Source organism: Stenotrophomonas sp. PS02300, assembly GCF_029959395.1.
GTDB classification, from domain to species: Bacteria; Pseudomonadota; Gammaproteobacteria; order Xanthomonadales; family Xanthomonadaceae; genus Stenotrophomonas; species Stenotrophomonas maltophilia_AD.
Genome location: NZ_JASCOP010000006.1, coordinates 23,153 through 38,368, shown reverse-complemented (window position 1 = coordinate 38,368; position 15,216 = coordinate 23,153). Strand labels below are relative to the sequence as shown.

At 61.3% G+C, this 15,216-nt stretch carries 11 protein-coding genes and 1 pseudogene; all 12 read left to right on the top strand.

Features of this window, described 5'->3' with window-relative positions:
* The first annotated feature begins 43 nt into the window (after window positions 1–43).
* Complete coding sequence (locus QMX79_RS02805) at window positions 44–3,862, top strand: M48 family metallopeptidase (RefSeq protein WP_282244166.1); 3,819 nt, start codon at window positions 44–46, stop codon at window positions 3,860–3,862.
* 336 nt (window positions 3,863–4,198) lie between these two features.
* On the top strand, window positions 4,199–5,584 hold the full coding sequence (locus QMX79_RS02800) for an NAD-dependent succinate-semialdehyde dehydrogenase (protein WP_282244165.1): 1,386 nt from the start codon (window positions 4,199–4,201) through the stop codon (window positions 5,582–5,584).
* Between the two features lie 219 nt (window positions 5,585–5,803).
* Window positions 5,804–6,346 carry a hypothetical protein gene (locus QMX79_RS02795; protein WP_282244163.1) on the top strand — a complete coding sequence of 181 codons (543 nt, stop codon included), beginning with the start codon at window positions 5,804–5,806 and terminating at the stop codon, window positions 6,344–6,346.
* 40 nt (window positions 6,347–6,386) lie between these two features.
* Window positions 6,387–7,469, top strand: a complete 1,083-nt coding sequence (gene ltaE / locus QMX79_RS02790; protein ID WP_282244161.1) for a low-specificity L-threonine aldolase — start codon at window positions 6,387–6,389, stop codon at window positions 7,467–7,469.
* A complete protein-coding gene (locus tag QMX79_RS02785; RefSeq protein ID WP_282244211.1) occupies window positions 7,466–7,768 on the top strand; it encodes a hypothetical protein in 303 nt (100 codons plus the stop codon). The genes ltaE and QMX79_RS02785 overlap by 4 nt, the downstream gene beginning before the upstream one ends.
* A 237-nt stretch (window positions 7,769–8,005) precedes the next feature.
* The gene (locus QMX79_RS02780) at window positions 8,006–8,308 is read left to right on the top strand and encodes a hypothetical protein (protein ID WP_282244159.1); all 303 of its coding nucleotides are present in this window, start codon (window positions 8,006–8,008) and stop codon (window positions 8,306–8,308) included.
* A gap of 133 nt (window positions 8,309–8,441) precedes the next feature.
* Window positions 8,442–8,864, top strand: a complete 423-nt coding sequence (locus QMX79_RS02775; RefSeq protein ID WP_282244157.1) for a hypothetical protein — start codon at window positions 8,442–8,444, stop codon at window positions 8,862–8,864.
* A gap of 597 nt (window positions 8,865–9,461) precedes the next feature.
* On the top strand, window positions 9,462–10,940 hold the full coding sequence (locus QMX79_RS02770; RefSeq protein ID WP_282244155.1) for an AAA family ATPase: 1,479 nt from the start codon (window positions 9,462–9,464) through the stop codon (window positions 10,938–10,940).
* Window positions 10,937–11,623: an HNH endonuclease gene (locus QMX79_RS02765; protein WP_282244153.1), complete on the top strand. Its 687-nt coding sequence runs from the start codon at window positions 10,937–10,939 to the stop codon at window positions 11,621–11,623. Before QMX79_RS02770 ends, QMX79_RS02765 begins: the two co-directional genes overlap by 4 nt.
* 419 nt (window positions 11,624–12,042) lie before the next feature.
* Window positions 12,043–13,587, top strand: a complete 1,545-nt coding sequence (locus QMX79_RS02760; protein WP_282244151.1) for a DUF4365 domain-containing protein — start codon at window positions 12,043–12,045, stop codon at window positions 13,585–13,587.
* A gap of 435 nt (window positions 13,588–14,022) precedes the next feature.
* Window positions 14,023–14,189: pseudogene (locus QMX79_RS02755) on the top strand (conjugal transfer protein); the annotation flags it as partial.
* A 640-nt stretch (window positions 14,190–14,829) separates the two neighbouring features.
* Window positions 14,830–15,150, top strand: coding sequence for a hypothetical protein (locus tag QMX79_RS02750; protein ID WP_282244149.1), 321 nt, complete (start codon window positions 14,830–14,832; stop codon window positions 15,148–15,150).
* Window positions 15,151–15,216 lie beyond the last annotated feature (66 nt).

The following is a 15,216-nucleotide window of genomic DNA, read 5'->3' as shown; positions in this document are numbered from 1 at the left end:
CCGGGGGGACGGCACGGAGCAGGACAACAGGGGGATGTAGATAATGGATTCGCTCTATCCGGCGGGGCCGTCGGCCGTGCCCGCGCAGCTCACCGCACCCAGCTCCGCCTACCGCCGCCATGCATGGCTGGCCGTGGCCGGCCTGCTCGTTTTCGCCACCGCTTACTTCGCCCTGATGGGCTGGTTCGGCTGGACCGCCTACCGCGTGTTCCGCACCCTGCTGGCAGGGGAGGGCGGCAACACCCTGGTCAACATCATCGTCGGCACGTTCGCCCTGTTCCTGGCCGCCTTCATGGCCAAGGGGCTGGTCTTCCTCAAGCGTGGGCAGGCCTCCAGGGAACTGGAGCTCAAGCAGGCAGAGCAGCCCGAGCTGTTCGCGTTCCTGCACCGCCTGGCCGACGAGGCCGGCGCACCGCGCCCCAAGCGGGTCTACCTGTCGGCGCGCGTCAACGCCAGCGTCTTCTACGACCTCTCGCTGTTCAACCTGCTGTTTCCCTCGCGCAAGAACCTGGACATCGGCCTGCCGCTGGTCAACGCGCTGAACCTGGGCGAATTCAAGGCCGTATTGGCCCACGAATTCGGCCACTTCGCGCAGCGCACCATGGCGGTCGGCCGTTGGGTGTACGTGGCCCACCAGATCGCCAGCCAGCTGGTTGCCCGCCGCGACGCGCTCGATGCCCTGCTGGCCACTGTGTCACGCCTGGACCTGCGCATTGCCTGGGTGGGCTGGCTGCTGTCGCTCATCGTCTGGGCCATCCGCTCGCTGGTGGATACCGCCTTCAGCGTGGTCGCCCTGTCCGAGCGCGCCCTGTCGCGTGAGATGGAATACCAGGCCGACCTGGTGGCCGCCTCGCTCGCCGGCAGCGATGCCCTGGTGCACGCCTTGCACCGCCTCGGCGCCGCCGACGATGCCTGGGACAGGTCAGTCGGCTTTGCTTCGCGCGAATTCGAGGCCGGCCATGCCGTGGCCGACCTGTTCGCGGTGCAGACCCGCATGCTGGCCAACCTGCGGCGCGTGTCGCCCGATCCGCTGTATGCCGACCCGCCGCAGCTGCCCGAACGCGAGCGCGAGCAGCACCGCGTGTTCCGCCGCGACATGGTGCGGGTGCCGCAGATGTGGTCCACGCATCCGGCCAATGCCGACCGCGAGAACAACCTCAAGCGGCGCTATGTGGAAGCGGCCATCGACGAGCGCCCGGCCATGCTGCTGTTCCGTGACGCGGACGGGCTGCGGCACCAGCTCACCCGCGACATGCTGCGCGAAACCCCGCCGGCCTTCGCCGAGGTCGACACCTCGCTGACCCGGCTCGACGCCGAGTTCGCCATCCGCGCCATGCACCAGCGCTACCAGGGCACCTACCTGCGCCGCTCGTTCGTGCGCGGCGTGGCCACCCCGGCCGAGCTGTTCCTGCACACCATTGCACCGTTGACCGACGCCCAGATCCGCGAGCGCATCACCGGCCTCTACGGGCCTGCTCATGGCAAGGCCCTGCAGCAGCTGCAACTGCTGGAAGACGAGCGCGCCACGCTGGACGCCGCCCGCGCCGGCCACCTGCGCGCCACCCGCAACCGCGTGCATTGGCGTGACCAGGTGCTGGACACCCGCCGCCTCGGCCCGGTCATCGCAACGCTGGATGACGAGATCGCACCGCTGCGCCAGGCCGTGTTCCAGCACGACCAGCAATGCCGCAGCCTGCACCGGCTGGCCGCGCGCCGCAGCGGGGCAGGGTGGGAGAACCTGCTGGAAGGGCAGGTAACCCTGCTGCACTACTGCGAGCACGTCGAAGCCGACCTGCGCGACGCCTACGGGCTGTTCCTCAACACCCTGCACGTAGTGACCGCCGACAAGCGCGTCTCCGACAAGGAACTGCGCCGCCTGCTGGGCACCGCCGAAAAGGTGCGGCAGGCCCTGGGCGTGATCTACGACTACGCCCATAACTGCGTGATCGATGAAACAGTGGTCGAACACGGCGGCAAGCCACTGAAGGAAACGCTGGGCGAGCTGGGCCTGCCCACCCCGGTGCAGGCGAACATCGACAACTGGATCAAGCACTCCAGCGGCTGGGTCAACCACACCTGCGCCGCACTCTCGCAGCTGCGCGCCGCGACGCTGGAAGCCCTGCTGGCCAACGAAGATGCCGTGGTAGCGCGGCTGGGAACGGACGAAGTGGCACCGCCCGCACCGACGCCTTCCAAGGTACCCACGCCCTATCCGGTGCTGCTGCCCGGCCAGGAGCGCAAGCTGCAGACCAAGCTGGGCTGGTGGGATCGCTTCCAGACCGCCGACGGCTGGGCCGCCAGCACCGCGCGTGCCTCTGCAGCGGCGGCGATTGTCGTGGGCGTGCTGGCCTTCGGCATGCACACTGGCGCGGCCACCGTCTCGCTGTACAACGGCCTGGCCACCCCGGTGCGCGTCACCATCGACGGCAACACCGTCGAGCTGGCACCGCTGCAGAGCGCCAGCATGGACGTCGCCCCGGGCGCCGCCCACCAGGTGACCACCCAAAGCGCGGGCGGGGAGCTCATCGAGTCCTTCGAAACCGAGCGCATGACCGGCCGCTCGCACTTCACCTACAACGTTGCCGGTGCCACGCCCATGGTGCAGTGGTCGGCCGTCTATGGCGGTGCCAAGCCCGATGAAGACCGCAACCTGGGCGCGGAACGCTGGTCCGCCACGGGTGCCGACTACGTGCTGGAAGACCCGCCGGAATCCATCCAGACCCACAGCAACGACGGCGGCAAGCGCTCGGTGGTATCGGCCGCCGGTGAGCTGGCACCGCAGCGGCAGCTGGGGCTGGTGACCGATGAAGCCCAGCGCCAGGCCATGATCCTTGCGCATGCTCGCTGGGATGCGCCGGAGTCGCGCCACCTGACCACGTGGCTGGCGATGGCCTCGCAGAACCCGGCCACCCTGCAGGGCATCATTGCAGAGCGGCTGACGCGCCATCCCGAAGATGTGGCGGCAATGCGCTTCGAGCAGCAGCTCGGCGACGAACAGGCGCAGAACGCCGCCTGCGAGCGCCAGCAGAAGCTCGCAGCGGGCAAACCCGCATCGCCGGCGCTGGCTTATCTCTCCACCCGTTGCATGCCCGAAGGCCAAGCACAGGATGAGGCCTTCCTCGCCGGCCAACAGCGCTGGCCGCAGGACCCGTGGTTCGCGCTGGCCTCCGGCTACGTGCTTGCCTCACGGGGCGACTGGGCCGCCGCCAACGAGGTGTGGTCCAAGGCCGCCATGGGGCCGCAGACCGCAGAGTTCACCGCACCGGAACTGGCGCGCGTCAAGCGCATGCTGGGCGCCAGCGACCAGGAGCTGAAGCCGCTGGCCGCCGAGTCTGCGCACCTGACCACCCTGCTGGCCCTGGACAGCACCGAAGTGATGGGCTCGCAGTATGAGGCCTACATCCACCTGCACCGGGGTGAGTACCAGGGCGCAGTGGCGATGGCGGAGTTGGACGCAGACCTGTTCCCGCACGTCCTTCGCCTGACGGGTGCCTCCGATGGCGCCCCGGAGGATCTGATCAAGAAGGCCCTGGACCTGCCGGTGGAGGAGGGCATGGCGCCGGATGCTGCCTGGAGCATGTGGGCACTGGCGCTGCGGCAGGGCAGGAACGAAGCGGCCTGGCGGGAAAAGGTACTGGCCACCGACGCCGAAGAAGCCGCACGCATGGTGGCCTTTGTAGACGCCGTGCGCGCCAATGCCTCCCAGCAGCAGGCCGAGGCCGTGCTGGGTAACGTAAGGCCCGCTAATCGCGGCTACGCCTACACCGTTGCAGCGGTAGTGCGCGGCCAGTCGTGCCCGCAGGCGTGGCGCGATGGCGCCAAGAAGCTGCTGTTCGGCACCGAACGCCCGCACCTGATGTGAGGCAAGAGGCACGGCGAGAATCCCTCTCGCCGTGCCGTGCGGCGGCGTGTCGTCCCGTGCAACGCCGGGCCGGACACTGCGGGGTGCTACGTGGCGCTGGTAGGGTCGGTCCCCAGACGACCGCCCTCAAACCATCAACACCCGGTAACGCATGACCTAGGAACAGGGCACTGGCTGCCTGCCAATCCTGCACCTCCGCAGCAAGGCGCCATGTGGACTACCGGCGCACGCAGTGAATCCCAGGTGATGCGCACCACTCAAGACTTCACTACGTGGGAACCGTGACGATGCAACCCTCATCCGTCACGTTCTTCCCCCACGAAGTGCAGGCTCTCCATGACCAACAAGCAGCTCACAACGATCAATCCACTGACCGAAGAGGTGATTGCCACCTATTCGTACATGTCAGACGACGAAGCCGCAGCCGTAGTCGAATCCAGCCACAACGCCTACCTGGAATGGCGCCTGCGCTCGCTGGACGAGCGGGCGAAAGTAGTTTCCGCCATCGCCAAAGCGCTTCGCGAGCGCAAGGAAGAGTTCGCCCAGCTGATGACCCGCGAAGTCGGCAAGCTCATTGAAGACAGCCGCACGGAGGTCGAACTGTGCGCCGGCATCTGTGACTACACCGCCAAGCAGGGGCCTGCAGCCTTGGCGGACGAAGAGCGCGATGTAGAAGGCGCCACCGGCATCGTGACCCATTCGCCCATCGGCGTGGTGTACGGCATCCAGCCCTGGAACTTCCCGGCCTACCAGGCGATCCGTTATTCCATCGCCAGCCTGATGGCAGGCAATGGCGTGCTGCTCAAGCACGCGGAGAGCTGCACCGGCAGCGGGCTGCTGCTCCGTGATATCTACGAAAGTGCCGGGCTGCCCAAGGGCCTGTTCGGCGTTCTGCTGATCACCCATGACCAGTCCAACGGCATCGTGGAGAACGACCTGGTCCGGGCCGTGACCCTGACCGGCAGCGAAACCGCAGGGCGCACCGTGGCAGCCAAGGCGGGCGCCGCGCTCAAGAAGACGGTGCTGGAGCTGGGCTCCAACGACGCCTACCTCGTCCTCGACGATGCCGACCTTGATCTGGCCGTGGAGACCTGCGTCAAAGGACGCTTGTTCAACAATGGGCAGACCTGCGTCAATGCCAAGCGCTTCATCGTGACCCAGAAGAACTACGATGCCTTCGTCAGCGCCTACGCCAGCAAGTTCAAGGCGATCAAGATGGGCGACCCCAACGCTGCCGATACACAGCTGGGCCCGCTGGTCTCCGAGGCGCAGCGCGACAAGCTGCACGAACAGGTCACAAAGAGTGTCTCGCAAGGCGCCCGCCTGCTGGTGGGCGGTGAGGTGCCAGAGCGCACCGGCTGGTTCTATCCAGCCACCGTACTGGCCGACGTGGCACCGGGGCAGGTGGCGTACGACGATGAGCTGTTCGGCCCTGCGGCGGCCATCATCCGCGCCAAGGACGATGAGGATGCGCTGCGCATTGCCAACGACAGCCGCTATGGCCTGGGCGGCGGCATTTTTAGCCGCGACGTGAAGCGCGCCCGCGAGCTGGCCACCAAGTACTTCGATACCGGGATGGTCTTCATCAACACCTTCGACGTTGCCTCCCCGGCGCTGCCCTTCGGCGGGGTGAAGGCCTCCGGTTACGGCCGCGAGCACGGCCCGGAAGGGTTGAAGGAGTTCGTCAACGTCAAGTCGATCAAGATTCCGGCTGCCGCTTGACAGTTTGCCGCGGCGCCAACAACCGGCTCTGCGGCACCGAGCGCCCTCACGTGAAGTGACGCAATCGGCAAGGTGCCAGCAGCGCTTACAATCGCGTGCACCGCGCGCATTGACCGGTGCACGAAGAAGCGTAGTGCCGCGCCATGCATGGCTGCCCCAGGAAGAGAGCATTACAAATTGATCGCAAGCGAATGGTGTAAGTCCCTCGGCCTCATTGGCATGGCACTAGCCCTGGCCCCCATGGCGTCAGCGGCAGAACCAGCCCGGCACCCCGCCCCCAATCAGGAACAAATCGACCGCGCCGTAGCCCTCGCGACCTGCAAGGCCGACCGCGCAGCGTTCCGCACATTGGCCTATGGGCTACGCGACGTCGCATCCAGCCGCGAGCCCTCGGCAGGCTGGCAACCGGTCGCCCGCGAAGCGGGGGAATACGGCATGGCGCTGGGCAACATTGCCGGTGTCCTGGCGGAAATGCAGCTCACCGAGCCCGTGCTCATTTTCGGCCATCCGACCAGGCGCTTGATACTGTCGCGCAGTTCCGTGGTCGCCACCTTCGATGACCCAGCCATCGGCGCAGACCTCGCCAAGTCCATGGGCATTGAACCGGAGACGGGGCAGGGGGGTCCTGCCGGGATGCGCATTGTTGAGTCAACGCCGGAAGCCGAAGGGGATGGCATCGAGGTGAAGGCATTGATAACCTCCCGGATCGACGCCGATCACGGACCGTCCGCCGTGGCAGGGTGCCTGTACTACACCCAGTAGACGCGAAGCCACCTCGGCACCCCATTCAGCGAGTTCCCCGATGCAGTGGATTGATCTGCGCAGCGACACCGTCACCCAGCCCACCCCCGCGATGCGCCAGGCCATGGCCACCGCGGAAGTGGGGGATGACGTCTACCAGGACGACCCCACCGTCATCCAGCTTGAGCGCCTGGCCGCCGAGCTGCTGGGCAAGGACGACGCGCTGTTTGTTCCGACCGGAGTATTCGGCAACCAGCTCGCGGTATTCACGCACTGCCGCCGGGGCGACGAAGTGATCGCCGGCGACGACTCGCATCTGGTCTGGCACGAAAACGGGGCGGCGGCGGTGATCAGTGGCGTCCAGCTGCGTACCATCGCCCGCAACCGGGGCCAGTTGGAACCCAGCGAGATCGCGGCCCGCATCCGGGTGGGGGAGGACATCCACATTCCCCGCACCGGACTGATCTGCCTGGAAAACGCGCACGGCAACGGCCGCGTGATCCCGCTCGCAACAATGGAGGCCACCGCCGCCATCGCCCGGGAACACGGCGTTCCCATCCACCTGGACGGCGCACGCGTGTTCAACGCCGCCACCTACCTGGGGTGCGACGTGAAAGCGATCACCCAGCATGTGGACACGGTGATGTGCTGCCTCTCCAAGGGCTTGGCCGCACCGGTCGGTTCGATCCTGGCGGGGCCGGCGGCCTTCATCAAGCGCGCCCGTTACAACCGCAAGCTGCTGGGAGGAGGGTGGCGCCAGGCCGGGGTGATTGCCGCGCCGGGCATTCTTGCGCTCACTGAAATGACGCAACGGCTGGATGTGGACCATGACAATGCAATCTACCTGGCGCAGCAACTAGCCCAAGTGCCAGGCATTGAGGTGGACATGGAAGACGTCCACATCAACATGGTGTGGTTCGCGCTACCCGAAGGCGTAGACATGCCGGGCCTAATGGAAGCTCTGGAAGCGGCCGGCATACGGGCCAACGGTGCGTACGGCGGCAAGATGCGCCTGGTGACCCATTGGCAGATCGACCGGGAAGCCATTGACAGGACCGTCTCAGTGATCCGCAGCATGGTGGCGGGCGGATCTTTCGGGCCGGTTCAGCCAAATCCGGTTCCTGAAGTGGATCGCATCAAATGAAAGTTCCTGTTGGAAAGAACTTCAGAATAGTCGCATACCGCGGCTTCCATGACCTTCCAAGGATCATCCTTGCTGAAAGTGAGAAATCTCTTTTTTGGATATTTTATAGTCCATTTGACGATGATCTGGATGAGTACCCTGATAGTTACGCTGTGTTTTTTGTGGGTGCTGACGAAAATGACGCACGGGCCGCGCTTGATGAATACTGCGCGGGGCGTGTGGGGCGGATTGTCGAAACCATTCCTGTTTCCAGATTCGAATTCGATCAGGGAAGGCATTCGTCGTTCATTGTCAGATGACGCGGAAGTGCGCCGCCTTAAGGCTGAGCTACGCCGCGTCACTGAAGCGCGTGACATCCTAGAAAAGGCCTTGGCGAGACGTGTAGTCGTCATCGCGTAGCACGCTTGATGAATAGCAAGGGGCTTGTTCATCAATCTGTTTGGAGGCTGCAAGCAATGATCAGCCGGATGTCAGGTAGAGGCCACACCCGCTCCGCAACTCGTGGACTCCTGGTGGCGGTCTTGATGATGCTCTGCATGAGCGGCTGCCACTGGGTTGGTGGAGCCGTTGTTATTGTGAAGAACGTGGGCGCTGGTCCGCTCCATCAAGTGCAGGTGGAAATTGGTGGAGCGATTGTCGATGTTGGGCAGCTTGGGGTAGGGGAATCAGTAAAGCTGAGACCCAAGATCAAGGCGGACTCAGCTGTTCGGATTCTCTACGTAGATGGTGGGCGGGCTGTTTCGTGCGATGGTGACGTTTACTTTACCGGTAACATTTACGTCGTCGCTGAAGCAGAGATCGGCGGGGGCGTCTGCCGCGTCGCAGATGTAACCGACTAATTCGAGTATTCCGCGCCGAAAGCGGACACCGGGCCGAGTCCGACCGCTGGGAAGGATGGCAATCTCGGCCACCGATCCATTGCGAACGTTCTTTGAGCCACAAGTCACATCCATCAGGTAGCCGGGGAAAGCTGTGGACACCACCGAGCGCATCAAGCAGGAGCGAGGACAGGACACTATCGCCGGGATACTTCCTGGTGCTGCTTCAGCGTCCGTGACCGACGTTGCAAGGAGTTTTGGACTGCTGGAGTCCTCGGAGTGCTACGAAGAGATTGATGCTGTCGAGGCAGCTAAGGTCATAGAGAACGTCCTTCATAGGGACATGGCCTACAACACCGAGATCATGCCTTTTTCCCTCGCCCGTGAGCGTTCGGGAGAGTTCGTAGCGGCGTTCGCTGGCAGCGATGCGCGCTTCTTCACAAATGGTGAGTGGGGGCGCTCAACGGCGGCACTTGGTGTTGGCTGGACTCCAGTCACGTCCGCAACGTTCGACACTGGTGTATTGGTCGTGACCGATCAGACGGTTGGATGCGTCTGGTGCATGGACGAGGATTGAGGCTGCGCTGGTGCGAATTTCCGCTCATGGCCGGAAACGGTCCTTGACCAATGAGGGAGGCGATAACGCACGTCCCCGAGCATCAGCCGCGGCCGATGGGGAACAAACGGATGTTCGGAACACTGAGGCGGTAAAACGCTGGCGCAACATTGCGTGGTGCAGGGGATGGGGCATGCGTGGAGCGAAAGCGCGGGGGCTGCCGTTTACGGATCCCAAGGGGCGGGATGCTACGGTGATTACGTGGTTGTTCTTGAAGGATCACCAGCGTTAAGCACCTGGATTGCCACCCCAGCCTGCTGGCCGGCGTAGCAGGGACCGAAATCTCGGAGGAAAGTAGGGGGAAGTAGAGCCCGATACCCCGCAATGGAGATGGCGCCCCTTTGAACTTCTGCGATTGGCAATCGTCAAGCCTGCGCAGCTACAACTTATGGCTAGAGCCCGACGATGCTTCGATGTGCGCGCGAGTGGTGGCTTCCGGCGTTCTCGTAATACTGCAGAATCCGCGATGATCTATCGCGATGCGGGGTGATTTACAGCGTCGAAGCAATCTGCTATTCAGTCACCCTGACCCCAAACGCGCCGTCGCTAACCCGCGCCATGCATCTATTCAGTCTCACATTGACCAACGTACGCCAGTTCGAGCGGAGAACCTTCAAATTTCAACCTGGTTTCAATTTGCTTGTGGGCGAGAATGGTGCCGGAAAGACAACCATCCTTCGCGGCTTGTTGGCGGCATTGGGGAGCGCGCGGCAAACGGGGAGGCGTCCGAGACTTGAAGACGACGATATTAGGTTGAGGGAGCGCACTGCCGAAGTCTGTGCCGTGGTGTGTTCCGCGAATAAGGACCCCGTGGAGTTCGGACTTGAGAAGAGCCTTTGGGAACCCGCAAAGCATTCGGCTCGCCGGAAGGACCTTCCGCTGGTTCTCCTCTATTCATCGAATGAGGCCATATGCTCATCGATGAAGGTAAAGCGCGCGAAAGGAAGTTCCGTGGCAGAAAGGGAATCCTTTCGCACCAGCGAGGAATTCCTGTATGCGATTGAAAAAGGTTTTCCGCAAGGATCAAGGGTTGCGAGTGGGCGCAGGTTCGGAGATAGTCGCTCCGTTAAAGATTTTGTAGGAAGAGCGCTCCACACGTTTTCCCCCGACATGGTCGAATTCTATTGGATATTCGAGCCTTATGAATGCTCCCTTGTCTCCGCATCAGGGGGCGGGGCGAGCGAGTCCCTAGATGCAAGCACGCACAAGCTTGCGCGAGCTTTTGCGATGCGCAAGCTCCAGGAGAGAAGGTTGGAGCGAAAGGCGCCTTACTCTTGGCCTGATCAATCGAAAGTCGTTCTGTATCCCAACGATGCGGGTGGCAAGCGCGGCGAAAGGAACTTGCCCCGGCTGAACGATGTCTGGGCCGGCATGAAGTTTCCGTCGGAGGCTATTCGTGACCTCATAATGTCTTGTTCATTGGAAGTAAAACTCACTCCGCGAATTATGCTTAGGCGCAAAATCGGCGAGCTGAGCTTAAAGCAAATGTCTGATGGTGAGCAGCGACTGTTCTCATTGTTTGTTGATATCGCAAGGCAATTATCCCTCGGTCAGTACCATCATAAGCTTGGCGAGGGTGAGGCAATAATTCTTGTCGACGAGATTGATGTGCACCTCCATCCAAAGTGGCAGCGCCGCATAGTTCCAGCGCTAGAGGACTTGTTCCCCAATTGTCAGTTTATTGCGACTACTCATTCGCCGTTTGTGATTCAAGCGGTCGGTCGAGAGCGAGTCACATTTATCGATTCGCATAGCTCCTCGACCATTCTCGGAGGCGGCAATAGTCTGGAAGACATAGCGGAGGATGTTCAGGGCGTGCCTCAGCCTCAGCGCAGCGTTCGAGCGCAGCGGCTGAGTTCTGCCGCGAAGCACTACTTTACGCTCATTGAGGCGCAAGAGAGGAATCCAGGAGTGGTGAGGCCATCCGACTTGCTCGTGGCCGAGCAAACCTACCGAGACGCAAGTGAGCCTTTCACATCGGATCCCGCTCTGCATGCTTTGCTAACGATTCTGCTTAAGGATGGTGTGAGCAAATGAGGCCCGTCCTGAGAGCCACTTCAACTAAAGTATATGCGGCTTACCGTGACGCCATTGACGACCTGGAAGCCTGTTTCGGCCGTTACTGCAGCTACTGTGAGCGCCGCATCGTTGTTCTACTGGCAGTTGAGCACGTATCTCCGAAAATCTCTGACGCAGCTCGTGAAAGAGATTGGACCAACTTTCTCCTCGGTTGCGCCAATTGCAATTCGGCGAAAGGGGATACTCCCACGAATGATGTTGACTTTCTGTGGCCCGATAAGGACAACACATTAGCAGCTTTGAAGTACAAGGCTGGGGGGGTTGTTTCACCGTCGCAGGAGCTGCCAGCGCATATCTTGCCGAAGGCTGTCGCGCTTATTGAACTTGTAGGACTGGATCGGCATCCCGGCCAGCCAGCTACAAAGCAGCCTGCCGACCGAGATAAGCGCTACGTGGATCGAGAGCAGGCATGGAGACTTGCTCAACGCACGCGTGAAGGACTGAAGCTCAATGACAGTGACGTTTTTCGAGACACGGTTGTCGCGCTGGCCGAGCATAGCGGATTCTTTAGCATCTGGATCGATGCGTTCAACGATGATCCAGATATGCGCCGACGCCTCGTTGACGCTCATATTGGAACTGCGAAGGATTGTTTTGATGATGACTGGAACATCAAGGCAAGGCCTGGCGGTCAAATCTAACGGTCATGAGGTCGGAAACTCTAGGGCTTGGTCCTTCAATGTCGTGCGGGTATTCGCCGATGATCTCTCAAGTGGAGATATCCACGGACATCGTATTGGATGGCCAATTGACTAGACTGGCGACCTGCAGTCGTCGAGGGTAGGCGGGTTCTGGCTCGCCCAAATTCGGTGTTCTATCACTATCTAATTATTGTCGGTATCACATTCAATTGTCCATTGGCATCGAACCATCGGTGGGACTCGCCTTTCGGGCTGCCACCCAAGTCAATCGGCTAGGCCCAGGTCGCGTATTTAATCAATGCTCGATAGTTGACTTCGGTGAGCAATTGCTCGAGCAGAAGATGATGCGATTCGCACCAGGACCGTCTATGATCTCGCGATCTAGGCGCGAGGCTGCATAAGTGGATATACCTCAGAACATGCTGATCGGCGGCCTCGCCGAGAATGCAACTAAACATCTATTCCTCAGCTGGGGATGGGCGACAGCAAAAGATGAGCAGGATATTGGCTACGACCTTTTCGTCCAGCCTGACTCTGAGCAATTCAAAGGTCAACGCTTTCTGGTGCAGGTGAAAGGGACGCTCATTGAGAACAGAGGGCACGTCACCGCGCCAGTGAGGAAAAAGAGGCTACTGCAGTACCTGGACAATCCCCATCCAATCTTCATTGTTCGCGTCACTGCAGATGGGGCGCTGTACTGGCTGCACGCTCAGCCGTGGGCCCGGTCGAATCGGGCGCGCCTCAAGGGCGAGGGTAAGATATCCGTTCGCATGGATGTGAATCAGCGGCTTGAAGATCGAGAGTCTTTCGTTGCCTATCTTGCCAAGATTTTCACCCCGACTGAGGCGCGACAAGGCGCGCTCGCCGAACTGGCACAAAGGAGAGGTGAGCTCCTCAGCTCAATCGACCCTCGACTTTCAGTTGGGGTGTCAACGGAGGCAGGATCGGAGACGTACACATTCCTGGCAGCAGAGGGCGGATTCTCCGTTCCGATCGAGATGGTCCTGCGCGATGCCGCAGATGCAGCCGCAATGGACGAAGCGGTGAAGTACGGACTACCTGTGTCACTGGATCTTGATGGGATGAAGGTCTCCGGCTCTCCACTGTTTAGTGAGCTGGAGCTCGATCAGCTGCAGCCTGCGAAGGTTGACATCATTCGAAATGGAAGAATTGGCGTAGTGACGCTGTTTGCTGGACTGCGTCCATTAGTGTCTGCACCATCCATGGAGATTTCGGTTGATGCGTACTATGGCCACGGCGGGGCGACGATGCGTAGCCGCCGGCTCACCCCTGCCGTTTTTGAGCTTCGTGTTGACCTTAGTGAAGGTCCACCAAAAACGAATTTCAGCCTCGGATTGGACCTCGCGCAACTTTGCAATGGTCCGCTCGCATTGGCGCCTAGCTTGGCCGAGTTCGGTGCATGGGCAGGCGCGTCGTTAGAGGCAGGGGGTTTCATACTTGGGACGAGCTACAGCCGACATCGGACAACATGGCCGCTTTCCTCACGCGACTCTCGAACTCCCAAGGTACTACGTCTCATCCGCGATCTACATCGCCTTCAGCAAATCGCGCGCCATTTTGATTCTGATTTCTCGATTGATGATGAAACACAGCTCAAAGGAGAGGATGTCAAGACGATTGAGATCTTCTACGACGTACTGAACGGAGAGAAGGTCGTGGTTGGTATGCCTGAGCTCAGGGTAGATGGTATCGAGCACTTTCCGGACCATGAGGCTGACGGCACATACTTCTGCAAGGTCAATCACTCAATCAGAGTTGCCGACACGGTTATCGGCACAATACCTCTGCACATCGAGCTTCTAAACTACGATAGGATTGACAACACTTCAGACGGGACCATGCTCCTCCGTAGTCAGGTCGGCAGCAGCGCCACAATTGAAGAAGCCGATTCCGCTGAGCACGATCTGCACTTAGTAAATGGGCAGGGCCCGCTCTCCTCATAGTTGGTGAGTAAGCTCATGGGGGTTTCAGGTGGGAACTGCCCGCTGAAACGCTTGACCGAGGCGAGCTGGCGGCAGATATCAATCTGAGCACAGTGGAGTGAGTTCCGACACGCGCGTATCGTCAAGTGTGGTAGTCCGGGAAGATCGCAAGCGTGGGCTGCGAGCCATCTCTGGCCGGTGAACCAAGCCACTCAAATCAATCGCGCCTGCTCTTCGCACTGCGACTCGGACGCTGTCTCCCGAAGTCTTTGCATATGGGACTTCCGAGCAATCATCCACGCGCCACCGCCAATTATTCACGTCCCGGGTGCGGGGCTGGGCGACCCAATGGGACTGGCGGGGAGTCTCGTCAACGGCCAAACGCGATCCGCTGGGTCGCTCCTTGATTCTGCACCCTGCAGAACGGAAACCGAAGCGGCTTCCGCCACCAGGGAAATGATGCGAAGCGGCGCGAGTGAGGTATTGAAATGGTTTGCCGTTTTGCTAATGACTGGGGATCACCTTGCCGTCATGCGCAGCCAGGTGCGGACATTGGGAAGTCCGTCCGTCCTTTGTTGGTATGGGGCATCATCGCGCAACCGGTTCACGCACTGGCGCGTGGGTAGCTGATTTCGCTCAACGCTCTTCTCACGTTCGAGCCAGCAGCAACTGCGGGACGCGCCCGGTTAGCAGAAATGCTCGGTTGGTCCTTAGGCTATCCATTGGGTTATCCAATGGGCACGTTCATGCGGCCCCAGCGTGAACAGCACCCCGTAGTAGCCTATTGAGTGGCTACTTGTGGTCACCGGGCTTCTGGGCCTGATTGAATTCGCGCACTAGGACGTTCGGCCCGCGCATTGCTGTGGGTGCGCGGTGTGGGTTGGGAGCGACAGTGATCCCGGCTGCTTGGCGAACATTCTTTCAGCGCCAGTAGAACCGAAAATGCGACCTGTTGCCGTCGCAAATGCGCGCCGGCGCACGGATTCTCACGAAACGATTCGCTCGCCCCATCCCGTTTCAAGGTTCCATTGATGCCATGAACCGCGACCGGACGACGTCGAGTTCCAGTACGCTCACGTCTGTCGCATGGTGTGCCTTGGGTGTCAGAACCCGATGTGGAAATGCATGTTGAACGTCCTGTGTCGGGAGGGTGGCGCAATACAACACCCTCGCGGAAATACGTCGCACCGTATCCACATCACGGTTCTGAACCTCCCGACTCCCTCGCCATCCCGGCGAGGGAGAACACAGAGGAGAACCATCATGCACGACGACTGGACGAACTTGACCCCCGAGCAACGCGCCCTCCTAAGGGGCTTCTGGCGCGCGCCGAAGAGCGTAATGATCAATGCGCTTCATCATGAAGGGCTCGAAACGTATCCCGGCTGCCCAACCATTCCATGCCTGAAGGCGAGGGGGCTGTGGATGCGAGGGCTGGGCATTGAGCCTGGGACGCGGATGTACCTGGGCATCGGGCGTGAGATGTTCGTCCTGGCCGCAGACCCGTCGCCGGAGGCGCTGTCCAAGGCGGTGGTCAGATTTGAGAAGACCGGGGGCAGTTGGAAGCTGGGGCCGGTAGGGTGAGAGTGGCAACACGCGGGGCGCCGGCAGCGACGCCCCGGCTGCCGTCATAGCTCCCCGTTTGACACG